The organism is Microbispora corallina (assembly GCF_016863035.1).
Classification (GTDB): domain Bacteria; phylum Actinomycetota; class Actinomycetes; order Streptosporangiales; family Streptosporangiaceae; genus Microbispora; species Microbispora corallina.
The window spans coordinates 45,337-70,922 of record NZ_BOOC01000026.1 but is presented as its reverse complement, the minus strand read 5'-3'; the positions used below and the strand labels follow the sequence as shown (position 1 = coordinate 70,922).

At 73.3% G+C, this 25,586-nt stretch carries 30 protein-coding genes; 19 read left to right on the top strand and 11 right to left on the bottom strand.

The genetic code is table 11. From position 1 onward, the window contains the following. Nucleotides 1-41 precede the first annotated feature (41 nt). Nucleotides 42-815, top strand: coding sequence for an SDR family NAD(P)-dependent oxidoreductase (locus Mco01_RS24220; protein ID WP_204059198.1), 774 nt, complete (start codon nt 42-44; stop codon nt 813-815). 88 nt (nt 816-903) lie between these two features. Here the strand turns inward: Mco01_RS24220 and Mco01_RS24215 are convergent, their stop codons facing one another. Further along, nucleotides 904-1,254, bottom strand: a complete 351-nt coding sequence (locus tag Mco01_RS24215; RefSeq protein ID WP_204059197.1) for a YciI family protein — start codon at nt 1,252-1,254, stop codon at nt 904-906. Nucleotides 1,255-1,448: 194 nt separating this feature from the next. Between Mco01_RS24215 and Mco01_RS24210 the strand changes: the two genes are divergently transcribed. The 4 genes from Mco01_RS24210 to Mco01_RS24195 all read left to right on the top strand — a co-directional run bounded on the left by Mco01_RS24210 (nt 1,449) and on the right by Mco01_RS24195 (nt 3,844). Beyond that, a complete protein-coding gene (locus Mco01_RS24210) occupies nt 1,449-1,751 on the top strand; it encodes a hypothetical protein (protein ID WP_204059196.1) in 303 nt (100 codons plus the stop codon). A gap of 47 nt (nt 1,752-1,798) precedes the next feature. Continuing rightward, on the top strand, nt 1,799-2,536 hold the full coding sequence (locus Mco01_RS24205; RefSeq protein ID WP_204059195.1) for a DUF899 domain-containing protein: 738 nt from the start codon (nt 1,799-1,801) through the stop codon (nt 2,534-2,536). Between the two features lie 76 nt (nt 2,537-2,612). Then, on the top strand, nt 2,613-2,801 hold the full coding sequence (locus Mco01_RS24200; RefSeq protein WP_204059194.1) for a hypothetical protein: 189 nt from the start codon (nt 2,613-2,615) through the stop codon (nt 2,799-2,801). A gap of 20 nt (nt 2,802-2,821) precedes the next feature. After that, entirely contained in the window at nt 2,822-3,844 is a 1,023-nt protein-coding gene (locus Mco01_RS24195; RefSeq protein ID WP_204059214.1) for a sigma-70 family RNA polymerase sigma factor, read from the top strand. A gap of 15 nt (nt 3,845-3,859) precedes the next feature. Here Mco01_RS24195 and Mco01_RS24190 read toward each other — a convergent pair whose 3' ends face one another. After that, nucleotides 3,860-4,843 carry an endonuclease/exonuclease/phosphatase family protein gene (locus Mco01_RS24190; protein WP_372444974.1) on the bottom strand — a complete coding sequence of 328 codons (984 nt, stop codon included), beginning with the start codon at nt 4,841-4,843 and terminating at the stop codon, nt 3,860-3,862. 89 nt (nt 4,844-4,932) lie between these two features. Next, nucleotides 4,933-5,625, bottom strand: coding sequence for a M15 family metallopeptidase (locus Mco01_RS24185; protein ID WP_204059192.1), 693 nt, complete (start codon nt 5,623-5,625; stop codon nt 4,933-4,935). Between the two features lie 87 nt (nt 5,626-5,712). Here Mco01_RS24185 and Mco01_RS24180 point away from each other — a divergent pair, with 87 nt between their 5' ends. Beyond that, nucleotides 5,713-6,408: a response regulator transcription factor gene (locus Mco01_RS24180; RefSeq protein WP_204059191.1), complete on the top strand. Its 696-nt coding sequence runs from the start codon at nt 5,713-5,715 to the stop codon at nt 6,406-6,408. Then, a complete protein-coding gene (locus tag Mco01_RS24175) occupies nt 6,401-7,531 on the top strand; it encodes a sensor histidine kinase (protein WP_204059190.1) in 1,131 nt (376 codons plus the stop codon). The genes Mco01_RS24180 and Mco01_RS24175 overlap by 8 nt, the downstream gene beginning before the upstream one ends. Before the next feature lie 5 nt (nt 7,532-7,536). Here the strand turns inward: Mco01_RS24175 and Mco01_RS24170 are convergent, their stop codons facing one another. Next, nucleotides 7,537-8,016, bottom strand: coding sequence for a pyridoxamine 5'-phosphate oxidase family protein (locus tag Mco01_RS24170; RefSeq protein ID WP_204059189.1), 480 nt, complete (start codon nt 8,014-8,016; stop codon nt 7,537-7,539). Nucleotides 8,017-8,131: 115 nt separating this feature from the next. Between Mco01_RS24170 and Mco01_RS24165 the strand changes: the two genes are divergently transcribed. Together Mco01_RS24165 and Mco01_RS24160 are read left to right on the top strand one after the other, a co-directional pair. Further along, nucleotides 8,132-8,506, top strand: coding sequence for a MerR family transcriptional regulator (locus Mco01_RS24165; RefSeq protein WP_204059188.1), 375 nt, complete (start codon nt 8,132-8,134; stop codon nt 8,504-8,506). Next, a complete protein-coding gene (locus Mco01_RS24160) occupies nt 8,503-9,480 on the top strand; it encodes an aldo/keto reductase (RefSeq protein WP_204059187.1) in 978 nt (325 codons plus the stop codon). The genes Mco01_RS24165 and Mco01_RS24160 overlap by 4 nt, the downstream gene beginning before the upstream one ends. Nucleotides 9,481-9,581: 101 nt before the next feature. Here the strand turns inward: Mco01_RS24160 and Mco01_RS24155 are convergent, their stop codons facing one another. Both Mco01_RS24155 and Mco01_RS24150 read right to left on the bottom strand, forming a co-directional pair. Next, nucleotides 9,582-10,328: an alpha/beta fold hydrolase gene (locus Mco01_RS24155; protein WP_204059186.1), complete on the bottom strand. Its 747-nt coding sequence runs from the start codon at nt 10,326-10,328 to the stop codon at nt 9,582-9,584. Then, complete coding sequence (locus Mco01_RS24150) at nt 10,325-11,017, bottom strand: LysE family translocator (RefSeq protein WP_204059185.1); 693 nt, start codon at nt 11,015-11,017, stop codon at nt 10,325-10,327. Before Mco01_RS24150 ends, Mco01_RS24155 begins: the two co-directional genes overlap by 4 nt. A gap of 186 nt (nt 11,018-11,203) precedes the next feature. Here Mco01_RS24150 and Mco01_RS24145 point away from each other — a divergent pair, with 186 nt between their 5' ends. After that, the gene (locus tag Mco01_RS24145) at nt 11,204-12,220 is read left to right on the top strand and encodes an aldo/keto reductase (protein WP_204059184.1); all 1,017 of its coding nucleotides are present in this window, start codon (nt 11,204-11,206) and stop codon (nt 12,218-12,220) included. An 80-nt stretch (nt 12,221-12,300) separates the two neighbouring features. On the opposite strand, the gene Mco01_RS24140 is transcribed toward Mco01_RS24145, so the two are convergent. Beyond that, a complete protein-coding gene (locus tag Mco01_RS24140; protein ID WP_204059183.1) occupies nt 12,301-13,299 on the bottom strand; it encodes a helix-turn-helix transcriptional regulator in 999 nt (332 codons plus the stop codon). 72 nt (nt 13,300-13,371) lie between these two features. Between Mco01_RS24140 and Mco01_RS24135 the strand changes: the two genes are divergently transcribed. Then, entirely contained in the window at nt 13,372-14,136 is a 765-nt protein-coding gene (locus Mco01_RS24135) for a DeoR/GlpR family DNA-binding transcription regulator (RefSeq protein WP_275410560.1), read from the top strand. Nucleotides 14,137-14,244: 108 nt separating this feature from the next. Beyond that, nucleotides 14,245-15,462: an MFS transporter gene (locus tag Mco01_RS24130; RefSeq protein ID WP_204059181.1), complete on the top strand. Its 1,218-nt coding sequence runs from the start codon at nt 14,245-14,247 to the stop codon at nt 15,460-15,462. Nucleotides 15,463-15,466: 4 nt separating this feature from the next. On the opposite strand, the gene Mco01_RS24125 is transcribed toward Mco01_RS24130, so the two are convergent. From Mco01_RS24125 to Mco01_RS24115, 3 genes are all read right to left on the bottom strand, one after another. Next, nucleotides 15,467-16,234 (bottom strand): TSUP family transporter, encoded by a 768-nt coding sequence (locus tag Mco01_RS24125; protein WP_204059180.1) that lies wholly within the window; start codon nt 16,232-16,234, stop codon nt 15,467-15,469. A 93-nt stretch (nt 16,235-16,327) separates the two neighbouring features. Beyond that, entirely contained in the window at nt 16,328-17,203 is an 876-nt protein-coding gene (locus Mco01_RS24120; RefSeq protein ID WP_204059179.1) for a DUF2268 domain-containing putative Zn-dependent protease, read from the bottom strand. 34 nt (nt 17,204-17,237) lie between these two features. Further along, complete coding sequence (locus Mco01_RS24115; protein ID WP_204059178.1) at nt 17,238-17,759, bottom strand: MarR family winged helix-turn-helix transcriptional regulator; 522 nt, start codon at nt 17,757-17,759, stop codon at nt 17,238-17,240. Between the two features lie 215 nt (nt 17,760-17,974). On the opposite strand from Mco01_RS24115, the gene Mco01_RS24110 reads away from it, so the two are divergent. Together Mco01_RS24110 and Mco01_RS24105 are read left to right on the top strand one after the other, a co-directional pair. After that, entirely contained in the window at nt 17,975-19,150 is a 1,176-nt protein-coding gene (locus tag Mco01_RS24110) for an FUSC family protein (protein WP_239103880.1), read from the top strand. Beyond that, nucleotides 19,134-20,435 carry an alpha-amylase family protein gene (locus tag Mco01_RS24105; protein ID WP_204059176.1) on the top strand — a complete coding sequence of 434 codons (1,302 nt, stop codon included), beginning with the start codon at nt 19,134-19,136 and terminating at the stop codon, nt 20,433-20,435. The genes Mco01_RS24110 and Mco01_RS24105 overlap by 17 nt, the downstream gene beginning before the upstream one ends. A gap of 8 nt (nt 20,436-20,443) precedes the next feature. Here Mco01_RS24105 and Mco01_RS24100 read toward each other — a convergent pair whose 3' ends face one another. Next, on the bottom strand, nt 20,444-21,199 hold the full coding sequence (locus Mco01_RS24100; protein WP_204059175.1) for a hypothetical protein: 756 nt from the start codon (nt 21,197-21,199) through the stop codon (nt 20,444-20,446). Between the two features lie 106 nt (nt 21,200-21,305). On the opposite strand from Mco01_RS24100, the gene Mco01_RS24095 reads away from it, so the two are divergent. Genes Mco01_RS24095 through Mco01_RS24075 form a run of 5 tightly spaced genes read left to right on the top strand, consistent with a single transcriptional unit; the run spans nt 21,306 to nt 25,546 of the window. Beyond that, nucleotides 21,306-22,358, top strand: a complete 1,053-nt coding sequence (locus Mco01_RS24095) for an AAA family ATPase (protein WP_204059174.1) — start codon at nt 21,306-21,308, stop codon at nt 22,356-22,358. 54 nt (nt 22,359-22,412) lie between these two features. Then, nucleotides 22,413-23,339, top strand: a complete 927-nt coding sequence (locus Mco01_RS24090) for a DUF58 domain-containing protein (RefSeq protein WP_204059173.1) — start codon at nt 22,413-22,415, stop codon at nt 23,337-23,339. Beyond that, on the top strand, nt 23,336-24,283 hold the full coding sequence (locus Mco01_RS24085; RefSeq protein ID WP_036318909.1) for a VWA domain-containing protein: 948 nt from the start codon (nt 23,336-23,338) through the stop codon (nt 24,281-24,283). Before Mco01_RS24090 ends, Mco01_RS24085 begins: the two co-directional genes overlap by 4 nt. Nucleotides 24,284-24,333: 50 nt before the next feature. Beyond that, nucleotides 24,334-24,975, top strand: coding sequence for a class I SAM-dependent methyltransferase (locus Mco01_RS24080; RefSeq protein ID WP_204059172.1), 642 nt, complete (start codon nt 24,334-24,336; stop codon nt 24,973-24,975). A gap of 7 nt (nt 24,976-24,982) precedes the next feature. After that, on the top strand, nt 24,983-25,546 hold the full coding sequence (locus tag Mco01_RS24075; protein WP_204059171.1) for a TrmH family RNA methyltransferase: 564 nt from the start codon (nt 24,983-24,985) through the stop codon (nt 25,544-25,546). Nucleotides 25,547-25,586: the final 40 nt, after the last annotated feature.

The window sequence follows — 25,586 nt, the reverse complement described above, 5'->3', positions numbered from 1 at the left end:
CCCGATGGCGTCCCCGGCGGCGGCTGGTAGCTTGCGGCGCCATGTCCTCCTATCTCGAGAAGCTCTTCTCGCTGTCCGGCCGCGTCGCCCTCGTCACCGGCGGAAGCTCCGGAATCGGTTACGGGATCGCCGAGGCCCTCGGCCGCGCGGGCGCCGCCGTCGTGCTGGTCGCCCGTGACGAGGACCGGCTGGAGGCCGCCGTCCGCTCCCTCGCCGGCCACGGCGTCCGCGCGGCCGCCGTCAGCGCCGACCTCGGCGACCGCGCCGCCGTCGCCCGCGTCTGCGCCGAGGCGCCCGGCTTCTTCGGCGAGATCGACATCCTGGTCAACGACGCCGGCGTCAACATCCGCCGCCCGATGGCCGAGCTCACGCCCGACGACTACGACGTCACCGTCGCGGTCAACCTCACCGCGCCCTTCCTGCTGGCCGGTCATTTCGGTCCCCGCATGGCGGCGCGCGGCTGGGGCCGCATCATCAACGTCGGCTCCCAGCAGGCGATCAGCGCGTTCGGCGACAGCGGCGTGTACGGCGCGTCCAAGGCCGCCATCTGCGGCCTGACCCGCTCCCAGGCCGAGGCGTGGTCGGCCGCCGGGGTCACCAGCAACACGATCATGCCCGGGTTCGTGCTCACCCCCCTCACCGAGCCGGCCCAGGCCGTCCCCGGCCGTACCGAGGCCATGGCCGCCCGGACGATGACCGGCCGCAACGGCCTGCCCGAGGACTTCGCGGGCGCCGCGGTGTTCCTCGCCGCCGACGCCGCCGCCTACGTCACGGGCCAGGCCGTGTACGTGGACGGCGGCTTCAGCGTCCACTGACCCCAGGGGGGCTCACTCCCCCGCCGGCGGGGCGACCGGGCGCGCCCCGCACCGGGCCCGCACCGCCGTGCCGGCCGTCAGCGGGAGATCATTCCACGACCTGGCGGATCTCCACCCCGCTGTGCCCGGCGGAGACCTCGTACAACCGGGACGCCAGCCGCACCACCTCGTCGAGGTCGGGCGCGTCGATCAGGTAGTAGCCGCCCACCGCCTCCTTGGTCTCCAGGAACGGCCCGTCGGTCATGACGACCCGGCCGCCGGGATCGGCGTGCAGGGTGGTCGCGCCGGACGCCGGCCGCAGTTCGTGGGTGTCGAGGACCGCCGGCCCCGCCGATGCGGAGAAAGCGCGGTGGGCCTCGCCGAGCGCCTCCCGCTCCTGCGGGGACATCGCCGCCCACTGCCGTTCGTCGCCGTAGATGAGCACCAGATATTTCGCCATGTCGCGCGTCCCGTCGTATGGAGCCCGGATGGGCCCGTCCACCTTCCCCGACGAATGGAACGGCCGCCGGATCGACATCATTCGCGGCCGGCCGATGAATTTCTCCGGCGCGGCGCCTCTGTACCTGTGAACGACCGGGGAACGGCGCGGCCGCTTCCAGGTATGACAGCAGGCGGATGAGGAGGGTCGTCCAGATGGGCGAGACGGTCGTGGTGCGGTACGAGACACGCGCCGACGCGGCGGCGGAGAACCAGCGGCTGGTGGAGCGCGTGTTCCGCGAGCTGAACGAGACGGCCCCGGAGGGGCTGCGCTACGGGGCGTTCCGCCTGGCCGACGGCGTCGGCTTCGTGCACGTCGCCCTGGTCGAGGGGGACGACAACCCGCTCCGGCGCTCGGCGGCGTTCGCCGAGTTCCAGCACGGCGCGGCCGGCCGCATGGCCGTCCCGCCGGTCAGCGCCGGAGCGACGTTGGTCGGTTCCTACCGCCTGTTCCGGTGACGACCCACTCAGACCATTCAGAGCGTTCAGAGCAGAAGGAGAAGACGATGCCTTTCCCACGGACGGCGTCACGTGACGAGTGGCTGGCGGCGCGGCTGAAGCTGCTGGAGCAGGAGAAGGACGTCATGCGGGCGCAGGACGCCGTCACCGCGCGGCGTCAGGAGCTGCCGATGGTCCGGATGGACAAGGACTACGTGTTCGAGGGCCCGGCCGGCACGGCCCGCCTGGCCGACCTGTTCGAGGGCCGCCGTCAGCTCCTCGTGTACCACTTCATGTGGAACGAGGACTGGGAGGACGGCTGCCCGAGCTGCTCGTTCGCCGTCGACAACGTGGGCCGCCTGGAGCACCTGCACGCCAGTGACACGACACTCGCGCTCGTCTCCCGCGTCCCCCTGGCCAAGATCGAAAGGTGGAGGACGCGCATGGGGTGGACCATCCCGTGGTACTCCTCGGCCGGAAGCGACTTCAACTACGACTTCCACGTCACCAACGACGAGGCCGTCGCACCGGTGGAGTACAACTACAAGGACCGGGCGACCCTGGAACGGCAGGGCCTGGAGTACGCGGTGCACGGCGACGCCCAGGGCATCAGCGTCTTCGTCCGCGACGAGGACAGCCTCTACCACACCTACTCGACGTACGGCCGGGGCGCGGAGGTCATGCTGAGCACCTACCACTACCTCGACCTGACTCCCCTGGGCCGGCGGCGCTACGTCAGCGAGTTCCCCTACCACGACACCTACGACGGCGGGGCGGACCATTCCCACCACGCCCACCATCACTGAGCAGACGCCGACGGCAACCCGGGTGACGCCTCTTCAGGGGGCGTCACCCGTCCGTCTCGACCACGGGAGTCCTGGAATGATCGAGTCCCCGGCACTCAGCTGGATGCTCACCCTCGTGCTCGCGGGCACGGCGGCGTGGTTCCTGATCCGCGGAGTGCGGCCCGGCTCAGGCGGGGCGGCGCCCGGCGCCGCGGAGAGGATCTCCCATGTCGCGCACGCTCTCATGGCGGCCGCGATGGCCACGATGTTCTGGCCGATGGGATGAGTGAACGGACGATGACGACGATGACGCGGACGGCGCAGCCGCCGGCGCCTACGGGGCCCGGCACGTCCGACGAGCAGGACGAGGAGTTCGTCCGGCGGAGCGAGCCGTTCCGGCGCGAACTGCTGGCGTACTGCTACCGCATGCTCGGGTCGATCCATGACGCGGAGGACGTGCTCCAGGAGACCTACCTGCAGGCGTGGCGCGGCTACGCCCGCTTCGAGGGGCGCTCCTCGATGCGCACCTGGATGTACCGGATCGCGACCCGGGCGTGCCTCAAGGCGCTGGAGGGCAACGGCCGGCGCCCGCTGCCGTCGGGCCTGGGCAGCCCGAGCGACCACCCGGACGAGCCGCCGCGCCCCGGCTCCGCGGAGGTGCCGTGGCTGCAACCCGCCCCCGACGTGCTGTTCGGCCCGGCCCCGGCCGATCCCGCCGCCGTCGCCGAGGCGCGGCAGACCATGCGGCTGGGGTTCGTCGCGGCGTTGCAGTACCTGTCCGGACGGCAGCGGGCGGTGCTGATCCTGCGCGACGCCCTGGCCTGGCGGGCGAGCGAGGTGGCCGACCTGCTCGGCACCACGCCCGCCGCGGTCAACAGCGCGCTGCAGCGCGCCCGGGCCCAGCTCAGCCGGATCGCCCCCGCCCAGGACGCGATCGCCGAACCCGCCGACCCGGCCCGGCGGGCGCTGCTCGACCGGTACGCCGCGGCGTTCGAGAGCGCCGACGTCGGCGTGCTGGCCGGGGTGCTGACCGACGACGCGGTCTGGGAGATGCCGCCGATCCCGACGTGGTTCGCGGGGCGGGAGGCGGTGATCCGGTTCCTCAGGGGCCGGGTCCTGGCCGCGGGCGAGCAGCGGATGGTCCTTACCAGCGTGAACGGGCAGCCCGCGTTCGGGTCCTACTCGCGCGGCGGCGACGGCGTGTACCGCGCGCACGCCCTTCAGGTCCTCACCGTCACCGCCGCCGGCGTCGCCCGGGTCGTCGCGTTCCTCGACGCCGGCCTGTTCGCGCTGTGCGGACTGCCGACGGCCCTCGATGGGGCTCCGTAGGTTCTGGCGCCGTTTTCACCAGCTGATCCCGGCCGCCACCGGCAGGTGGTCGCTGCCGGTGGCGGGCAGCACCCACGAGCTGTCCGGCTCCACGCCGCGGACCAGGATCTCGTCGGCCCGTACCACCGGGAAGGACGCCGGCCAGGTGAAGCCGAAGCCGTCCCCGGCCGCGTCCTGGGCCGAGCGCAGCTGTCCCGTGACGGCGGCGAGCGCGCGGTCGTCCACGGTGCCGTTCAGGTCGCCGAGCAGCACCACCCGCGTGATCTTCTCAGCGGCGACGGCCCTGCCGAGCGCCTGCACGCCGATGTTCCGCGAGGCCGTCCAGAAGCCCGCCCTGGGGTTCACCCGCACGGACCCCAGGTGGGCCACATACACCGCCAGCGGCCCGCGGTTCGTGGTCACGGTGGTGCGCAGCGCCCGGTTCGGGGCCGTCTTCTCGCCGGCCGGTATGGTCTCCGCCAGGGGCCCGTAGTTCATGATGTCGATCGGCCGGGTGTCCGACAGCGGCAGTCTGCTCCACAGCCCGACCGTGCCCAGCACCACGTGGTAGGGGTAGGTCTTCGCCAGTTCCTTCTCGTACGTGCCCGTGGCCTGCGGGGTGAGCTCCTCCAGCGCCAGCACGTCCGCCCCGGAGGCGGCCAGGTCGCGGGCGGTGCCGGCGGGGTCGGGGTTGGCGGCGCCGACGTTGTGGCCGGCCACGGTGAGGTCGGCGCCCGGGTGGGACCTGTCGGCGAACCGCCCGCCGAACAGATGCACCCACACCACGACCGGCAGCAGCAGCGCGGCCGTCGCGGAGGCGGACCGGCGCCGCAGCGCCCCGGCCAGCAGCACCGCGATGCCCAGGCCGGACCACGGCAGGAAGGTCTCCACGAGGCTGCCGAGGTTCCCGGGCCGGTTCGGGATCTTCGCGTGCAGCAGCATGAGCAGGCCCAGCAGCAGCCCCAGCGCTGCGAGCACCAGGCCACGTATCCAGGGCTCCGCGCGGGAGCCGATCAGGATCGCCCGGCGCACGGCCGCCGGCCGGTGGCCGGCGCCGCCCTGCCCGGACTCCGCCCGGTCCACCGTCGCCTGTCCTCGCGTGCCGTCGGTCACTTCCGCATCCTGGGGTCCTGGGTGGGGTCGGCGTACATGGACGGGCAGCCGTGATCGATCGCTTCGGGGCGCAGTTCGTAGTGCCAGGTCTCGTTCCTGTATATCTGGCACAGCCCGTACGCGGCCCCGTGTTCCGACAGCCACGCCGCGGCGTCGGGAGGCCCGATGTCGACCGCCTCTCCTTTCACATGAAACGAGGTCGCCGCGGTCGCCACCCATCGGGCGGCCTCTTTCTCGGAGCCGTACGTGGAGACCGCTTCGCGAAGAAGCTGATTCTGGTACGCCGGAGAACGCCAGCCGCTGTTGACGTAGAACGTGATTTTGTCGTTCGCGGCGTCCGTCGCGGCCCGGCGGAGCGCCTCGAGAAGATCGGGATTCAGGTTGGCCACCGCCGGAATAGCGTCGTCGAAAACCGTGACACCGTCGGGGACGACACCGTCGGCCTCGCCGACCGGACCACGATGTTCAATGCGAGGTCTCTCACCGGGCGAACCACGGTGCGCACCACGAGGAACCTTCGAGGGCGACGCCGGTGGAAACGACCATGATGCGGCCGAGGAGGGCGAGGAATTCCGCGACTGACAGCCGAAGGCCGCACTGATCGTCGCGATGACGAATATCAGGCCGACGCCGAGAATCCAGCGATTCTTCCGGGACGCTTTCCGCGTCGAAGCCGGTATCTGCGACATGCCGCCAGTCAAGGCGGCACGACGTTGCCGGCACGTATGGAATTTCCGATACGCCGGCGATATGCGCCGGCCCGTAGCATCGATCGCATGCGTGTGCTGATCGTCGAGGACGAACCCTTTCTCGCGGACGCCATCCGCGCCGGTCTGCGCCTGGAGGCGATCGCGTCCGACATCGCGGGCGACGGTGACACCGCTCTGGAACTGCTGAGCGTCAACGCCTACGACATCGCCGTCCTCGACCGTGACATCCCCGGGCCGTCCGGCGACGAGATCGCCAAACGCGTCGTCGCCTCCGGCAGCGGCATGCCGATCCTCATGCTCACCGCCGCCGACCGGCTCGACGACAAGGTCACCGGGTTCGAGCTCGGCGCCGACGACTACCTCACCAAGCCCTTCGAGCTCCGGGAGCTCGTCCTCAGGCTCCGAGCACTCGACCGCAGACGTGCCCACAACAGGCCGCCGGTGCGGGAGATCGCCGGTCTGCGGCTGGACCCGTTCCGCAGAGAGGTCTACCGGGACGGCCGCTACGTCGCGCTGACCAGGAAGCAGTTCGCCGTGCTCGACGTCCTCGTCGCCGCCGAAGGCGGGGTCGTCGGCGCCGAAGAACTCCTGGAGCGGGCGTGGGACGAGAACGCCGACCCGTTCACCAACGCCGTGCGCATCACGGTCTCGGCACTGCGCAAGCGTCTCGGCGAACCCTGGATCATCGCCACCGTTCCCGGCGTCGGCTACCGCATCGACACGCAACCGGAGGCAGGGCCCGAGGGAGGAGACCGTGCATAGAGCGCCCGGGTTGAGCGTCCGCCTCAAACTCACCCTCAGCTACGCCGGATTCCTCATGCTCGCCGGCTTCCTGCTGCTCGCGGCGGTGTGGATCTTCGTCCTGCGCCACCTGCCCGACTACACGAGTGTCCCGGGAGGGGTGCTGGTCCGCTCGACCCTCCTGCACGACTTCGCGTCGGCCGCGGGCGCGGTGCTGGTCTTCCTGCTGATGTTCGGCCTCGTGGGAGGGTGGATCCTCGCCGGCCGGATGCTCGCCCCGCTGACCCGCATCACGGACGCCACCCGCATGGCCACGACCGGGTCACTCTCCCACCGAATCCGGCTACCGGGCCGCAGGGACGAGTTCCGCGCACTCGCCGACGTCTTCGACGGCATGCTCGAGCGGCTCGAAGCGCACGTCGCCGAACAGCGGAGATTCGCGGCCAACGCCTCTCACGAGCTGCGCACCCCGCTGGCGATCTCGAAGGCGCTTCTCGACGTGGCCCGCACCGATCCGGACCACGACACCGGCCAAGTCATCGAACGCCTCCACGCCGTCAACACCCGGGCGATCGACCTCACCGAGGCACTGCTCGTGCTCAGCCGCGCCGACCAGCGGTCCTTCACCCGGGAACACGTCGACCTGTCGCTCCTGGCGGAAGAGGCCGCCGAGACGCTCCTCCCCCTGGCGGAAAAGCGCGGCGTGACCATCGAGACCTCCGGTGACATCACCCCCGCCGTCGGCTCGCAGGCGCTCCTGCTGCAGCTGACCATGAACCTCGTGCAGAACGCGATCGTCCACAACCTGCCCGAACAGGGCGCCGTGTGGGTGAACACCAGCGTCCGCCCCACGACCGCCGTGCTCACCGTCGAGAACACCGGCGAGAAGCTCACCCCACAGCTGGTCTCGACGCTCACCGCGCCATTCCAGCGCGGCACCGAGCGCATCCACACCGATCAGGCAGGCGTCGGCCTCGGCCTGGCGATCGTCAAAACCATCACCCAGGCACACGACGGAACGCTCACCCTCACCCCGCGCCCCGCCGGCGGGATCCGCGTCACCGTGGAACTCCCCACGACGGCCCCGCACCCCGGCGCCCTCCCCCGACGACCGGCCGCCGGCCGGTCGCGCTCCCCCGTCTGAGGGCGTCACGTGCGCCGGACGACCCGGCGGCCCCTGCCCTCGTGCCACATGTCGACGACCAGGTGCTCGCCCGCCTCGTCCACCCGGGTGAACACCACCTCCGACACGTCGATCCGGAACAGGTGGAACTCCTGCCCGGGCGGGCCGCCGTAGGCCTGCAGCACCGCCGGATCGTCGACCTCGACGGCCCGGCCGGACAGCTTGGCGTCGCCGCTCCACGCCCCCGGGTTCGCGTCGTCGGGATCGTCCGACGGGCTGTGGATCGCGACCCGGCCGTCCCGGCGCAGGTCGAGCGCCTTGACCGCGCCCGGCATCGAGCCGACCCACACCTCGCCGTCCTTGAACTCCACCTCCGTGCCGCTGATGCGGGGCGAGCCGTCGGCGCGGAGGGTCGCCATCGTCTTGTGCCTGCCCTTCCCCATCGAGGCCACCACGCGGGCCGCCAGATCGGGGATCTCCTTCTCGAACTCCTGCCAGGAAGCCATGGCGCCATCGTGCCGCCCCCCACCGACAATTCCCAGAAGAGGTGTCCACGGAGGCCGGCGCGGGCCGAGAGGGTCGCTTGACTTGGAGCGCGCTCCAACTCACAGACTGGTCTCCATGGACGAGGGGATGACGATCGCTCAGGTCGCGGAGCGCACCGGGCTCACCGCCCACACGCTCCGCTACTACGAACGCGCCGGTCTCCTGCGGGAGCCGCCCGACCGCGGCGGCAACGGCCACCGCCGCTACACCGAGCGCGACGCCGACTGGATCCGGCTGCTCACCCGCCTGCGCGCCACCGGCATGTCCATCGCCGGCATGCGCCGCTACGCCGAGCTCGCCCGGCGCGGCGAGGACACCTACGCCGCCCGCAAGGAGCTGCTGGAGGCCCACCGCGCCGAGGTGCTCGGCAAAATCGAGCAGCTCAAGGACGATCTCGCCCTCGTCGAATACAAGATCAACGTCTACGACAAGCTGATGGGGGACTCATGAGGCACCACACGCTCGGCCAGGGACTGCGCACCGCGGCCCTGGGCCTCGGCTGCATGGGCATGAGCGATTTCTACGGCCCCGGCGACGAGACCGAGTCGATCGCGACGATCCACCGCGCGCTCGACCTCGGCGTCACCTTCCTCGACACGGCCGACATGTACGGCCCGTTCACCAACGAGCGGCTCGTCGGCAAGGCCGTCGCCGGCCGCCGCGACGAGGTCGTCCTGGCGACCAAGTTCGGCATCGAGCGCCTGCCCGACGGCACCCGCGTCGGGGTCAACGGCCGCCCCGACTACGTGCGCCGCGCCTGCGACGCCTCGCTGGAGCGGCTCGGCGTCGACCACATCGACCTCTACTACCAGCACCGCGTCGACCCCGCCGTCCCCGTCGAGGAGACCTGGGGCGCGCTCAAGGAGCTCGTCGAGGCCGGCAAGGTCCGCCATCTCGGGATCTCCGAGGCCTCGGCCGCCACGGTCCGCCGCGCCCACGCCGTCCACCCGATCACCGCCGGACAGTACGAGTACTCCTTGTTCACCCGCGGGATCGAGGACGAGGTGCTGCCCGCGTTCCGGGAGCTCGGCATCGGGCTGGTCGCCTACAGCCCGCTCGGCCGCGGCATCCTCACCGGCGCCTACACCGGCAGCGAGAACCTCAGCGGCGACGACTTCCGCCGCCACAACCCGCGCTGGCAGGGCGACAACTTCGCCGTGAACCAGGCGCTGGCCGCCCAGGTCGGCGACGTCGCCCGCTCGATCGGCGCCACCCCGGCCCAGGTGGCGCTCGCGTGGGTCATCGCCCAGGGAGAGGACGTCGTCCCCATCCCCGGCACCAAGCGGGTCGCCCGCCTGGAGGAGAACGCCGCCGCCACCGAGATCCGGCTCACCGCCGAGCAGATCACGGTCCTCGACGGGCTCGCCGCCCAGGTCGCGGGCGAACGGTACAACGCGGAGGGCATGCGGTCCCTCAACCGCTGATCTCGTCGGATGCGCGCACCGCCCCGGCCTTCGCGGTCGGGGCGGTGCTCTTCTTGTGGGTCGAGGACGGGTTCACCAACCCGGCGCCTTTACAATGTAGATCAAGTGGTGAGGGCGTCCAGGAGCAGCGCGGTGATCTCGTCCGGCCGCTCCACGCTCGGCAGGTGCCCCGCCCACTCCAGCTCGACGAGCGTCGCGTCCGGCATCTCCGCGGCGATGTGCCGGGCCGTCTCCTGGAAGTACGGCAGGTCTCGGCCGCCCGCCACCACGAGCGCCGGCGCCGTGACCGACGCCAGATCGATGTCCGGACGGATCGCCTCGGGCCGCGGGTCGGCGGCCAGCTGCACCTCGAAGGCGTGGCGCTGCATGGCCCCCACCTTCTCTCTCGTCGTGTCGTCCGCCTCCGGGCCCAGCCACGTCCGGACGTTCAGCTCCACCGCTCCCCCGATGTCGCCGGCCTCCAGGAGCCGGTCCTCCTCCGCGCCGAACGCCGCCAGGTCCGGCGTCGCCGGCAGCCCGCATCCCGCGTTCAGCAGCACCAGCCGGGACACCAGGCCGGGATGCCCGGTCGCCAGCTCCAGCGCCACCCGCCCGCCGTACGAGGCGCCCACGAGCGCGACCCGGCGCAGGCCGAGGGCCGCCAGCAGGTCCGCCACGTCCTCCGCGTCGGAGTAGGGCCCGTCCGCCGCGAACGGCGTCCGCCCGTAGCCCCGGAAGTCCGGCCGCACCACGAGGAACCGCTCCGCGAGAGCGCCCCACTGCGGGTCCCACATCCGCGCGTCCGCGACGGCTGAGTGCAGCAGCACCACCGCGTCGCCGTTCCCCGCCGTCTCGTACCGGATCGTCATCGCGCCTCCACCGCCATCCGCACACCGAGCCCGATCAGGATCGTGCCGCTGACCCGCTCCAGCCACCGCCGGACGGACGGACGGCCGAGCACCGCCCCGGCCCGCCCCACCAGCCAGATCACCGCCACGTACCAGATCACGTCCACGACCACCCAGACCACGGCGAGCAGCGTCAGCGTGGCCGGGACGTTCACCCCGGCGGGCACGAACTGCGGCAGGAACGACATGGCGAACACGGCGGCCTTCGGGTTCGCGCCGCAGGTGACCAGGCCCAAGCCGTAGGAACGGCGCCACCCGGCGGCCGGCGCTGCAGGGCCCTCCCGCGCGGTCTCCACGTCGGCTCCCCCGGGTTCCTCGGCCGGATCCTCGGCGGGATCCTCGGCGGGATCCTCGGCGGAGGCCCGGCGGGCCCGCCACAGCGACTGCGCGCCCATGGCGAGCAGGAGGGCGGCGCCCACCGCCCGCATGACGCCGTACGCGACCTCGGAGGCCAGCACCAGCGCCGACAGCCCCAGGACCGCTGCCATGGCCCACAGGAAGATGCCGGTCTCGTTGCCGAGCAGGGCCGCCAGCCCCGACCGGCGGCCGGCGCGGACGGTCTGCCGGAGGACGACCGCCGTGCTGACGCCGGGGATCATGGCGAGGAGCAGGCACGCTCCGGCGAAGGCGATGAGAAACACGACGGTCATCGTTCCCACCCCGCCCGCGCGGGCGCAACAGGTTTGTCCGGTGGCCGTTCCGGCGGCGGTCCGCCGTCGTCCACAGGGCGGGGTCCCGCGGTTGCCCGGGGTCGCGGCAGCGGCAAGGATGGGCGGCGCACGATCTTCATCGGGAGTCGGTCAGGATCCGACCTCGGAACCGCCGGGAGGACCGTCATGCGATATCGGCTGCTGGGGCCCACGGGGCTGCGCGTCTCGGAGTTCTTCCTGGGCGCGATGACGTTCGGCGAGCAGGGAGGCGTGGGCGCGCCCCCGGACGAGTGCCGCCGCATGCTAGACGCGTACGCCGAGGCCGGCGGCAACGTGGTCGACACCGCGATCAACTACCGCGGAGGGGCGAGCGAGGAGATCGTCGGGGAGCTCCTTGAGGGCCGCCGCGACCGGTTCGTGCTGGCCACGAAGTACACCGTCTCCCGCGACGCCGCCGACCCCAACGCCGCCGGCAACCACCGCAAGAACCTCACGCTGTCGCTGGAGACCAGCCTCCGGCGGCTGCGGACCGACTACATCGACCTCTACTGGGTGCACCTGTGGGACCGGCACACCCCGGTCGAGGAGACCATGCGGGCCCTGGACGACGCGGTGCGCTCGGGCAAGGTCCTGTACGTCGGCATCTCCGACGCCCCCGCCTGGATCGTCTCCCGGGCCAACACGCTCGCCGAGTGGCGGGGCTGGACGCCGTTCGCCGGTCTGCAGGTGCCCTACAACCTGCTCAACCGCGACATCGAGCGCGAGCTCCTGCCCATGGCCGAGGCGTTCGGCATGACGGTCGCCGCGTGGGGGCCGCTGGCGAGCGGGGTGCTGTCGGGCAAGTACACCCGTCCCGGCGGCGCCGGATCCGGCACCCGGGTCGACGCCGCGTCGCTGAGCGAGCGCGACCATGCGGTGGCCCGCGCCGTGCAGGAGGTCGCCGACGAGCTGGGCGTGACGTGCTCGCAGGTCGCCATCGCCTGGACCAGGGCGCGCTCCCGGGCCGTCGCCCCGATCATCGGGGCCCGGACCGTCGAGCAGCTCAAGGACAATCTCGGCGCCCTGGACTGCCGGCTGCCGGAGGACGCGGTCCGCCGCCTGGAGGACGCCACCGGTTTCGCCCTCGGCTTCCCGGCCGACTTCATCGCCCAGACGGAGGGCTGGGTCTTCGGCGAGGCCTCCGCCCGCCTCGACGGCCGCTGACCGCGTCGCACGAGGCCCCTGACACGTCAGGCGGCCGGACAGGTCTTGGCCACGGCTGAGGCGCCGGGCACGGCCGGCGATCACTGCGTCGCGTCCCCGGCCGGCGGGGGGCCCACGCCGTACAGGCGCGACAGCTCGGCGATCGCCTCGGTCATCAGCGCCCGCAGCTCGGGCGGCTCCAGCACCTCGACGGCGGCGCCGAGGCGCAGGAGCTGCCAGCGGCCGTGGTTGACCGACTCGATCGGCAGGGTGATCCGGATCCGTCCGTCGGGCTCGGTCACGCCGTCGGCCAGGGCCTTGTCCATGACGTCCGCCCCGAGCGTGTACCGGGCCAGGTCCATGATGCCGGGCGTGAGCAGGACGACGGCCTCCGCCGTGTACAGCCGCGAGGCGAAGTCGGCCGCGAACCGCTGCCAGAACGCCACGAGGTCGAAGCCGGCGGGCCGTTCGAAGCGTTCGTCGAGCACCCGGGCCTCGACGATCCGGCTGACCCGGTAGGTCCGCACGCTGCCGTCGCACGCGGCGGCCAGGTACCACGAGCCGCCCTTGAGGATCAGCCCGTACGGGTGGATCAGCCGCTCCACCTCGGCCGGGCCCCACCGCCGGTACCGCAGCCGGACCACCCGGTCCTCCCAGACCGCCTCGGCCACCTCCATCAGGTGCGGCACCTCGTCGTTGCCCCGGTACCAGCCGGGCACGTCGAGGTGGAACCGCTCCCGCATCCGGGCGGCGTGCGAGCGGGGCTCCGGAGGCAGCGCGGCCAGCAGCTTCAGCTCCGCGGTGGCGGCGAGGTCCGCCAGCCCCAGCTCCGCCGCCGGGCCCGGCAGACCGGCCAGGAACAGCGACGACGCCTCCTCCGCGCTCAGCCCGTTCAGCCGGGTCCGGTACCCGTCGAGCAACTGGTAGCCCCCGAGCGGCCCGCGGTCGGCGTACACGGGCACGCCCGCGGCCGACAACGCCTCCACGTCCCGGTACACCGTGCGGATCGACACCTCCAGCTCGCCCGCGATCTCGGAGGCCGTCATCCTGCCGCGGGTCTGGAGCAGGAGCAACAGGGACAGCAACCGGCTCGCGCGCATGCGCTCCAGTCTGCCACCTTTACAATGTAGATTTACTTGCCTTTCGCACACGCGACATGTTCAATTGCACACATGGAGAGTGCCGATCGTATTCGGGCCATCATGAACGCGCTGCGCACCGCCGACAGCGTCTCGGTCGCCGAGCTCGCCGCGACGTACGGCGTGTCCGAGATGACCATCCGCCGCGACCTGGACGAGCTCGCCCAGCAGGGCGTCGTGCGACGCGTCCGCGGCGGCGCGCTGAGCCTGCTGCTGCGCGGCGAGGAGCCTCCGTTCGGCGTCCGCGAGCGCGAGGCGGTCGAGGCGAAACGGCGGATCGGCGCGGAGGTCGCGGCCCTGCTCGCGGACGGCGAGGCCGTGCTCCTCGACGGCGGCACCACCGTGCTCGAGGTCGCCCGCGCCGTACGGGACCGGCGGGTGACCGTGCTGCCGCTCGCGCTCCAGGCGGCGCAGGAGCTGGCCGCCGCGCCACGGGTCCGCCTGGTCCTGCCGGGCGGCGAGGTCCGGCACGGCGAGATGAACTTCGTCGGGCCGCTGACCGAGACCTCCATCCGGTCCCTGCGCTTCGACACGGCGGTCATCGGGTGCTGCGGCCTCACCGCCGAGCACGGCCTCACCGCGCACGACCTGCCCGAGGTGGCCATCAAGCAGGCCGCCATCGCTTCGGCCCGCCGCGTCATCGTCGCCTGCGACTCCGGGAAGTTCAGCCGTACGGCGTTCGGCGCGGTCTGCTCCCTCGACCGGCTCGACCTCGTGGTCACCGACGAGGGCGTCCCCCAGGACCAGAGCGACGCCCTCGCCGCCGCCGGCGTCGCCGTCCGCACCGTCCCCGCCTGACCGCATCCCACCGGCCGCCTCACCCGGCACGGAATCCGTCCGCCGGAGAGCGTCCGCCCGAGGCCGCGGGCCCCCGGCTCGCCGGCCCTACCCCTTGGAGCACGCGTCATGGCTCTGCCCGCCCCTTCCCACCCCTCCCTGGCCCGCGCCCGCGTGGCCGTCTACGGCCTGTTCCTGCTGGCCGGGATGGCCATCGGCACCTGGACGGCCCGCATCCCGGCGATCAAGGGCGATCTCCGCCTCACCGACGGTCAGCTGAGCCTCGGCCTGCTGGGCATCGCCGCCGGGGCCATCACCGGCATGCAGGTCGTCGGCCGCCTCGTCGACCGGTACGGCAGCTACCGCACGATGGTCCCGATGGCGATCGCGCAGGGGCTGGTGCTCGTCCTCCCGGCGTTCATGCCGAACCTGGCGACGCTCGCGCTGGCCCTGTTCGTGTTCGGGTCGGTCCACGGGACGCTGGACGTGGCGATGAACGCCAACGCGGTCGTCGTCGAGCGCGCCTACGGCAGGCCGATCATGTCGTCGTTCCACGCCCTGTACAGCGTGGGCGGCTTCGCCGGGGCGTCGGCCGGCGGGCTGTTCGCGCACGCGGGGCTGGGCCCGGCCGTCACCTTCGCCTCGGTGGGCGCGCTGATCCTGGTGATCTCCCTGCTCAGCGCGCGCTGGGCCGTACGCGACCATGCGGTAACGGCGGCCGCGCACGCGGACGGCGAGCGGCCGGGACGGCGCAGGCTCGGCGGCGGCGTGCTGTTCCTCGGGGTCCTCGCGTTCTGCTGCCTGGTGGGCGAGGGCGCCTCGGCCGACTGGAGCTCCGTCTACCTGCGGGAGGACCTGGGCTCCTCCCCCGCCTTCGCCGCGGCCGCCTACGCCGCGTTCTCCATCATGATGACCGCGGGACGCTTCGCCGGCGACCGGCTCGCGGCCCGGCTGGGCCGGGTGGCGCTGGTCCGCTGGTGCGGCGGGCTGGCCGGCGCCGGGCTCGCGGTGTCGCTGCTGGCCGGCCACCCGGTGGCGGGTGTGGTGGGGTTCGGCCTGTTCGGGGCCGGGCTGTCATGCATCATCCCGCAGGTCTTCTCCGCCGCCGGGCACCGCGACCAGGCCCAGTCGGGGCGGGCGCTGGCCGCCGTGGCGAGCCTCGGGTACACCGGGCTCCTCGCCGGGCCCGTCATCATCGGCGGCCTCGCCGAGCTGGTGACGCTCCCCCGCGCGTTGTTCGTGCCCGCCGTGCTCGCGCTGTTCGTGGCCCTGGCCGCGCCGGCGCTCCGCTCGCCCTCCCCCGACCCCGCCGCCCAGGAGGCGCCGGTCTCCGAAGGCGCGGCGTAGAGCGTCACCCCGCGAAGAACTGGTCGTAGGCGAGCTTGACGACCAGGGCGACCACCACGCACAGCAGGACGACCCGGACGAAGCCCGCGCCTCGCCGGATCGCCATCCGGGCCCCGATCTGGGCTCCGGCGATGTTGCACACCGCCATGCCCAGCCCGAGCGCCCACATCACATGGCCCTGGAGGGCGAAGACGATCAGCGCGCCGAGGTTGGTGCCGGTGTTGATGACCTTGGCGGTCGCCGACGCGTGGACGAAGTCCATCCCGAGGATCGAGGTGAACGCGATCAGCAGGAACGTCCCGGTCCCGGGGCCGAGGATCCCGTCGTAGAAGGCGATGCCGACACCCGCGACCCCGACCGCCGACAGCACCCGCGCCCCGGTCCGCAGGTGGGGCCGGGGGATCCGGCCGAAGGCCGGCCGCAGCGTCACGAACGCCGCCACCCCCAGCAGCACGACCATGACCAGCGGCTTCAGCACCGCCGCGTCCAGCAGGGCCGCCGACGCCGCTCCCACGCCGGCGAAGACCACGGCCAGCGCGCCCGCCGGCACCGCCACCGCCCGGTCGAACTTCGTCCTCCTGGCGTACGTCACCGCGGCGGAGGCCGTCCCGAAGATGGCCGCGGACTTGTTGGTCGCCAGGGCCTGGACCGGGCTCAGCCCGGCCAGGATCAGCGCAGGCAACTGGAGCAGACCTCCGCCGCCGACGACCGCGTCCACCCAGCCGGCGGCCAGGGCCGCGAGAAGCAGGAGCGTGATCTGACCGGCCTGCATGCGGCACGACCCCCCGATTGCTGACAATTGTGCTGAAAACGCGCACCGAGCCTACCGGGGCCTCATGGCTCCCGACCTGGCGGCCACCACGGCTCACAGCCCGGCGTTGGCCAGGATCTCCTCCCGCGACAGCGCGATGCTCCGGGCCGCGGTCAGGCCGGAGGCGGCGAGGTGCGCGTCGACGATCCGCAGCCCGACCGGGTACCCCGCGTTGTCGGGCAGGCCGACCGGCGTCTGCCCCATCAGCTCGGCCGTGCCGTCCCCGAGCACGTACGCCGTGAAGTTGTGCATCCCGGTCACGCCGAGCGCCTTCACGATCGTGGCGTAGGCCGCCTCCAGCGCCTCGCCCTGGACGGCCGTCACCCAGTGGCCCAGCGCCTCCGGGCCGTACATCTCCCGGACGAAGGCGTCGGCGAGCCCCTCGGAGACGACGTGCTCGCCGAGCGTGACCGTGGCCGGGTCCCAGACGACGTTGTGGTAGCGGATGTTGTGGTTGAGCTCGTGGACGGCGCAGTGGCCCAGGCGGCCCAGGTTCTCCTCCGTGGGCCAGATGAGCAGGTAGAGGACGCCGGGGACGCCGCCCATGCCGAAGTAGCCCCGGTTCCGCCGCACCAGGTGGTCGTTGTCGGGGTCGCCGAGCATGATGTACACGTTCAACGTGCCGGCCGCCCTGATGCCGGGGACCGCCTCCCGCTGGTACGCCCAGGCCTCGGCGAGGCGTCCGGCGACCTGCTCCCACAGGCCCGCCTCCCGCATCCGGCGCAGCGCCGCGGCGTAGCGGTCGTCGTCCCGGTCGACGCGCATCCCGCCGCCCCGGTGGTGCAGGTCGACGAGGTCGGCCCCCTCCGTCCACCGCCCCGGCCCCCACATCGGGCCGAGAAGCTCCTTCAGCGCGCCGGGCCGCCGTTCGAGCGGCTCCGCGAGCAGGCGATCGAGGGCCGCGGCGGTGTCGTGCACGATGATGTCCATGGCGGCGACCCTAAAAGCTCACGCAGGGTGAGGCTCAACCGGTTTTCCCCGGTACGGCCCGGGCGCTCGCTCGCTCGTCGTCGTGGTCGTCGCGCGGACGGCCGGAAGCCTCCCCGGCGGGACGGGCCTCGTCGAGGACGCGGTCGAGCAGGTCGGCGGCGATGCGCAGCATGCGGCACTCGGCCGGGGTGAGCGTGCGGGCCATCTCCCGGGCCAGCCAGTCGTCCACCTCACGGACGTGATCGCCGAGGGCCCGGGCGCCGGTCTCGGTGATGCCGATGTGGTGGCGCCGCCGGTCGTCCCGAGGGCGCGACCGGACGATGAGCCCCCCGCTCTCCAGCGCCGCCAGCGCCCGGGTCAGCGACTGCGGCTGCAGCCGCTCCGCCTCGGCGAGGTCCCCCGCCGTCATCGGCCCTCGGCGGTACAGGTGCCCGAGCAGCGAGATCCCGAGGCCGCTCACGGCGTGAACGGGCCGCTCCGCCCGCAGCCGCCTGGCCAGGCGGGTGGACGCCCTGCGCAGTCCCGCCGCCGTCGCGTTCAGCTCGTCGTCCGTCATGTTCCTACGCTATCGCTTACCGTTATTCGAGGGCGAGCGCGTGCTTCCCGACCTTCCTCGTGTTGATATCGTACGCAATGCTTAGCGTTGAGCGGTGGAGGGAGGTGGACGGGATGCGGAGGCGGAACACCCGCGGAACGACGGCGGCACGCGGGCGGGCCGTCCGGGTGGCCGTCAGGCGCGCGCTCACGCGATCCCGTCCCTCTGTGATCCGGATGATCGCCGCCGGGGCGGGCATGGGCGGTCCCGTGCTGTGCGGGATCCTGACCGGCCACCTGGAGGCGGGGACGCTGGCCGCCGTCGGCGCGATGGCCGTCTCCGCGCCCCCGATCGCGAACGCGTCCCCGATCGCGAACGCGTCCCGAGCCGGGGCGGCCGAACGGGACGCGAGACCGGCTGGGGAGGCGACCGACGTCGCCGCTTCGAGGGAGGACGCGGGGGCCGGGCGCGCGGCCCTGCGGGCGGGGACCGTGGCGGTCGCGGGGCTCCTCGGGACCGCCGTCGCCGGGCGGGGATGGGTCACCGCCGGAGCCGTCGTCGTCGCGGCCCTCGTGGCGTCCGTCCTCGGACGGTTCAGCAGGGCCGCCACGAAGACGGCCATCCGGTTCGTCACGTACATGGTGATCTCCACCGGCATGGAGGCGGTCGCCCACCCGCTCGGCGTGGCGGTGCTCCTCGCCGCGGGAGCCGCCTGGGCACTGACGGTCACGGCCGCCGCGGGCCGGATCTGGCACGCCCGGAGGCCGCGTACACCCCACGCCCGGCCAACCCGGCGGCCCTTCGGCGCCCGGGTCCGGCGCTGGTGGAGGTCGCTGCGCCGCCCGGAGTCGTGGCGGTACCCGGTGCGGATCACCGCGGCCCTGGCCGCGGCCGAGGCCGTCGCCGTCCTGTGGGACCGGCCCAGGGCGTCCTGGGTGGCGGTCACGGTCGTCATCGTCGTGCGGCCGCGGAGCGGCGCCGTGCGCCGGGCGGCCGAACGGGCGGCCGGGACGGCGGCGGGGGCGCTGGCCACCGCGTTCCTGCTGCTGCGGGCCCTGCCGCCCTGGTCGTTCATCGCCGCGGTGTCGGCGCTGGCCGCGGCGCGGCCGCTGCTGCGGGACCGGCGGCCCGCGCTGTACGCGGCCGTGATGACCCCGCTGGTCGTGCTCATGCTCGAGGCCGGGCGCGCGGCGCCGCCGTCCACCCTCGCCGTACGGCTGGGCGCGACGGTGGCGGGTGGCGTGATCGCGGTCGGCGCGGGGGCGCTGCCGTGGCCACCCCGGCGGGCAGAGGACACGGCGTCTCCGGCACGGCGGACAGCCCCGCGAGCGCCGGGGACCACGCCGTCCACGCAGGGCACGGCGCCGGGACAACGGTCGACGAGGGGAGCGCGCGATGGGGACGTGGCATGACCACGCGATCTGGTGGCAGGTGTACCCGCTGGGCTTCACCGGAGCGCCGGCCGTCGCGCCTCCCCCGGGCGAGCCGGTCCGGCACCGGCTGCGCCACCTGGACGCCTGGCTGGACTACGCGGTCGGCCTCGGCTGCTCGGGCCTGCTCCTCGGCCCGATCTTCGCCTCGGAGACCCACGGGTACGACACGGTCGACCACTTCCGGATCGACCCCCGGCTCGGCGACGACGGCGACTTCGACCACCTCGTGGCGCAGGCCCGGCGCCGGGGCCTGCGGCTGCTGCTCGACGGGGTGTTCAACCACGTGGGCCGCGGCTTCCCGGCCTTCGCCCGGGCCGCCGCCGACGGGCCCGGCTCGCCCGCGGCCCGCTGGTTCCGGCCCGGGACGGGGACCGGGGGCTTCGCCACGTTCGAGGGGCACGACCACCTGGTCGCGCTCGATCACGGCGAACCGGCCGTCCTCGATCACGTCGTCTCCGTGATGGACCACTGGCTGGGCAGGGGCGCGTCCGGCTGGCGGCTCGACGCGGCGTACGCGGTGCCGCTCCCCTTCTGGCGCGAGGCGCTGACCCGCGTGCGGCGGGCGCACCCGGACGCCTGGTTCACCGGCGAGGTGATCCACGGCGACTACACGGCCTACGTCACGGAGGGCGGGCTCGACTCCGTCACCCAGTACGAGCTGTGGAAGGCGATCTGGAGCTCCCTCAACGACGGCAACTTCTTCGAGCTGGCCTGGGCGCTCGACCGGCACAACGGATTCCTGGAGACGTTCGCCCCGATGACCTTCACGGGCAACCACGACGTGACCCGCCTGGCGAGCCGGCTCGGCGACCCCCGCCACCTGGGCCACGCCCTCGCCGTACTGATGACGGTGGGCGGCGTCCCGAGCGTGTACTACGGCGACGAGCAGGCGTTCCGGGGGGTGAAGGAGGAACGGGCGGGCGGCGACGACGCGATCCGGCCGGCGTTCCCCGCCGCCCCCGGGGACCTCGCGCCGCACGGGTGGCCGGCCTACCGCCTCCACCAGCGCCTCATCGGGCTGCGGCGCCGGAACCCGTGGCTGGTCCGGGCCTGTACGGAGGCCGTCCACGTCGCCGGCCGGGCCCTCGCCCTCCGGTCGGCCGGCGACGGCGCGGCCGAGGTCCTCACGCTGCTCAACGTCCACGACACGCCCTACCGGTTCCCCGTCGGCGTCTCCCACCTGACGGTCGCCGAAGGACCGGCCTCGGCCGACCCGGCCCTGGTCCCGCCGCACTCCTGGACCGTGCTCGTCCGCAAACGCTGACCGGAGGGTCAGATGGGCTCGCCCGAGTCCTCCTGGTCCTCGGGGGCGGGGGTCTGGCTGCCGGTGCCGCCCTGAGACGGCGTCGGGGACGGCTGCTGGGGCTCGGGCGTCGTGGGCACGGGCGGCGGCGTGGGCACGAAGTTCGTCGCGGGCAGCGGCCGCGGCGGCGACTGGTCCTCGTCCCCCCGGAACAGCATCAGCCACAGCATCACCAGCAGCACCGCCACCAGCGTGGCCAGCAGGGTCGAGGCGAGCACGACCGAGCGCCGGGTCGCGACCGGCGGCGGGGCGGGGGCGGGCGGCGCCGGCAGCGCCGGGTTGCGGTCGCCCAGCCAGTGGGGCACGAAGTCGGGGCCGTGGCGCTGCCCGATCAGCGTGCCCGAGACCATCACCGGGTCGAGGAACCGCTCGGCCCCCGGCCCGCCCGGCACGTACGGCACCGCCACCCAGGGGGCTTCCCCGTCCTGCATGGCGAGGACCGGCGGGCGCTCCACCGGCGCGCGGCCGCGGACCCGGTCGACGATCGACGCCCCCCAGGCCCACACGCCCGAGCGGCTCTGCTGGGCCTCCCTGATCGCGGTGACGAAGCGGTCGCGGGCAGCCGCGTCGAGCGCGGCCCCGCTGGTCAGGACCGCCACCGACACCACCCGGCCGTCGGGACCCTGCCCCAGGTAGACGAGCCCGGCCGGGGCCGTGAGCAGGCGCGCCTGCAGCACGAACGGCCCCAGGTGGGGCGGGTCGCCGTACTGCAGCGGAGTGGCCATCACCCCACATGAAAACACACGACGGCGCGCGGGGTGTGGCACGCGGCCGGGCGGGCAAATGGTTGAGAAATGGATTCTCCAGCCGAGTCACGATTGAATAACGCTCATGACCGTTGCCGATGAACGCAGTGACCCGGAGCCCGGCAAGGGCGTGGCGACGAACGAGAAGACCGGCGAGGACGGCCTGGAGCTCGAGACGCTCCAGGAGGCGCTGGGCGAGGTCCGGCGTGTGATCGTCGGCCAGGACCACATGGTGGAGCGGCTGCTGGTGGCGCTGCTGGCGCGCGGGCACTGCCTCCTCGAAGGGGTTCCCGGCGTGGCCAAGACGCTCGCCGCCTCGACCCTCGCCACGGTCGTGGGCGGCACGTTCGCCCGCGTCCAGTTCACCCCCGACCTGGTGCCCAGCGACATCGTCGGCACCCGGGTCTACCACCCGAGCAGCGAACAGTTCGACATCGAGCTGGGGCCGGTGTTCGTCAACTTCCTGCTCGCCGACGAGATCAACCGGGCCCCGGCCAAGGTGCAGTCGGCGCTGCTCGAGGTGATGGCCGAGCGGCAGGTCACGCTCGCGGGCCGCACCCACCCGCTGCCGCGGCCGTTCATCGTGCTGGCCACACAGAACCCGATCGAGTCCGAGGGGGTCTACCCGCTGCCCGAGGTGCAGCGCGACCGCTTCCTGTTCAAGGTGCGGGTGGAGCACCCCACGGCCCACGAGGAGCTGGAGATCCTCCACCGCATGAGCGTCCGGCCGCCGGTGCCCAAGCCCGTGCTCGACCCGGCGCGGCTGCTGCGACTGCAGGACATGGCCGAGGAGGTGTCGGTCCACCAGCTCGTCGCCGACTACGTCGTACGGCTGGTCATGGCCACCCGCAACCCCCGCGAGTACGGCCTGCGGGACCTGGAGGAGACCATCGAGATCGGCGTGAGCCCGCGCGCCACCCTTGGCCTGATCTCGGCCGGGCGGGCCCTCGCCCTGCTGCGGGGGCGCGACTACCTGCTGCCCGAGGACGTCCGCGACGTCGCGACGGACGTGATGTCGCACCGCCTGATGCTGACCTTCGACGCGCTCGCCGACGACGTGGACGCCGGCGAGGTCGTGCGCCAGATCCTCCAGGCCGTGCCGCCGCCGCTGGTCGTGTGGAACCAGGGCCAGCGGTGACGGCGCGACGGTCCGGGACGGCGGACCGGGACGGGGAGACGAGGTGAGGGACCGGTGAGCGGCGCGACCCCCGAGCAGGCGCTGCGGCGCCTGGAGCTGACCGTGGTCCGGCGGCTCGACGGGCTGCTCCAGGGCCGCCACCAGGGCCTGATCCCCGGCCCGGGCAGCGAGCTGGGCGACACCCGCCTGTACGTCCCCGGGGAGGACGACGTCCGGCGGATGGACTGGGCGGTGACGGCCCGTACGACCGTCCCCCACGTGCGGGACCTCATCGCCGACAGGGAGCTGGAGACGTGGGCGCTGGCCGACCTGACGGCCAGCATGGACTTCGGCACCGCCGACATGGCCAAGCGCGACCTGGTGATCTCGGCGGTCGGCGCGATCGGCTTCCTGACCAGCCGCGTCGGCGACCGGTTCGGGGCGTACATCCTGCACGGCGACGACGTGCACCGCTACCCCGCGCGGCCGGGCCGGCCCGCGCTGTTCGCGCTGCTCCAGTCGCTGCTCGGCGCCCCTCCGGCTCCGCAGGGCTCGGCCGAGCTCGGCCCGGCCCTGGAGATGATGAGCTCCGCCCACCGCAAGCGCGGGCTGCGGGTCGTCGTGTCCGACTTCCTCGACGACCCCGGCACCTGGGAGCGCCCCCTGCGCCGCATGGCCTCCCGGCACCAGGTGCTCGCGATCGAGGTGATCGACCCCCGCGAGCTCGAACTCCCCGACGTCGGCCTCGTCACGCTCGCCGACCCCGAGAGCGGCCGCTCCCGCGACGTCTACCTGTCCCCCCGGCTCCGCACCCGGTACGCCGAGGCCGCCGCCGCCCAGCGGGAGGCCAACCAGCTCGCCCTGCGCCGCGCCGGCGCGGCCCACCTGGTCCTGCGCACCGACCGGGACTGGGTCGTCGACATCGCCCAGTTCGTCCTCCGGCAGCGGCGCGCCTCCCACCTCATGCGCCGCATGGCCGCCACCAGAGGGGCGGGATCGTGACCTTTCTGTCTCCCGGCTGGCTGTGGCTGTTCGTCCTCGTCGCCGCCCTGACCGCGGCGTACGTGGCGATGCAGTTCACCCGGCGCCGCTACACCGTCCGCTTCACCAACCTGGCGCTGCTGTCGCTGGTCGCGCCCGAGCGGCCGGCGTGGCGGCGGCACGTCCCGGCCGTGCTGTTCCTGCTGATGATGTCCCTGCTGGTCCTCGGCGCGGCCCGGCCTGCGGACGCGGTCCGGGTGCCCCGGGATCGCGCCACCATCATGATCGCCGTGGACGTCTCGCTGTCGATGGAGTCGGGCGACGTCACGCCGACCCGGCTGATCGCGGCCAAGCAGGCGGCCCAGCAGTTCGTCAACGACCTGCCCGAGCGGTTCAACGTCGGCGTGGTGGCCTTCGCCCGGTCGGCGGCCGTGGTCATCTCCCCCACGACCGACCACGCGGCCGTCGTCACCTCGATCTCCAACCTGACCACCCGGCCCGGCACGGCCATCGGGGAGGCGGTGTTCAACTCGCTCGACTCGATCAGGTCGTTCGACCAGCGGGCCGTCACCGACCCGCCGCCCTCCGCGATCGTGCTGCTGTCCGACGGCGACAACACCTCGGGCCGCTCGGTGAACGAGGCCATCGAGGCGTCCGTCGGCGCCAAGGTGCCCGTCTCCACCATCGCGTACGGCACCCCGGACGGCACCGTGACCATCGACAACCGCTCGGTCCAGGTGCCGGTCAACAAGGCGACGCTGAAGTCGCTGTCCGACGGGACCGGCGGCCGGGCGTACACGGCGGAGTCGGGCAGCGAGCTGCGCGACGTCTACGCGCAGATCGGCACCTCGCTCGGCTACAAGGTCGTGCACGAGGAGATCACCCAGCGGTTCATCATCGCGGCGGTCGTGGCGGGCCTGCTGCTGGCGGGGGCCGCCATGCTGCTCGGCTCTCGTATCCCCTGACGCCCGCCGCCCGGCGATCACAGGGCCACGTCGTTGGTACGTTTGGGCACGTGGCCCATTACTTCGAGGAGCGTCCCCAGGCGGCCAGCCGGCCGGGTGTGGTCAGCCTGGTCCTCCCGGATCTGCACCTGCGGCTGGAGACCGACCGGGGCGTGTTCTCCCCCGAGCGGGTCGACCCGGGCACGCGGGTGCTGCTGGAGACGGTCCCGGCGCCCCCGGCGGAGGGCGACCTGCTCGACCTGGGCTGCGGCTACGGGCCGATCGCGCTGACCATGGCGACGAGGGCGCCCGGCGCGACCGTCTGGGCCGTCGACGTCAACCGCCGTTCGCTGGAGCTGTGCGGGCGGAACGCCGCGAGCGCCGGCCTTGACAAAGTAAGGCCGGTTCACGTGGACGAGGTGCCCGACGGGGTGCGGTTCCGCGCCATCTGGTCGAACCCGGCCATCCGGATCGGCAAGACGGCCCTGCACGAGATGCTGAGCCTCTGGCTGGGCAGGCTCGCCCCCGGCGGCTCCGCCTACCTGGTGGTGCAGAAGCACCTCGGCTCCGACTCGCTCCAGCGCTGGCTCGGCGACCAGGGCCACCCCACCTCCCGGGTCGCCTCACGCGCCGCCTACCGGGTCCTGCGCGTCGACGCCCCGCCCGGGGACGGCATCCACGACGGCATTCCCGAGCGCGACGGAGAACGGTGAGCGAGCGATGACCACCCCGAACCCCCGCAGGCAGCTGCGGCCGACCGACGTCAAGCGGCTCAACCGCACCTGGCGCCGCGCCACCGAGGGCCGCCTCGGGCTGATCCTGGAGTCGGTGACGGGCCCGTTCAACATCGGGTCGATCTTCCGCACGGCGGCCGCGTTCGGCGCCGACACGATCTGGCTGGCCGGCAACGCCACCCCGCCGACCAACCCCAAGGCGCAGAAGATCGCGCTCGGCACCGACCGGCTGGTCGAGTGGCACGAGCCGGTCCCGGTCGCCGAGGCGGTGCGGGCAGCGCGGGAGGACGGCTTCCGGGTGGTGGCGGTCGAGCTCACCGGCGACGCCGCGCCGCTGCACGAGGCGAAGCTGGACGGCGACGTGTGCCTGCTGCTGGGGAGCGAGGACCACGGCTGCTCCCCCGCCTCGCTGGAGGCGGCCGACGCGGTCGCGTACATCCCGCAGGTCGGCCGGGTCGGGTCGGTGAACGTGGCGGTCGCCGCCGCGATCGCGATGGCCGAGGCGCGGCGCCGGGAGTGGACGTCCCTGCCGGAGCCGCGGGAGGGGTGACGCCCGCGCCACCGGACGGCTCTCCTGACTCGTTGTAACC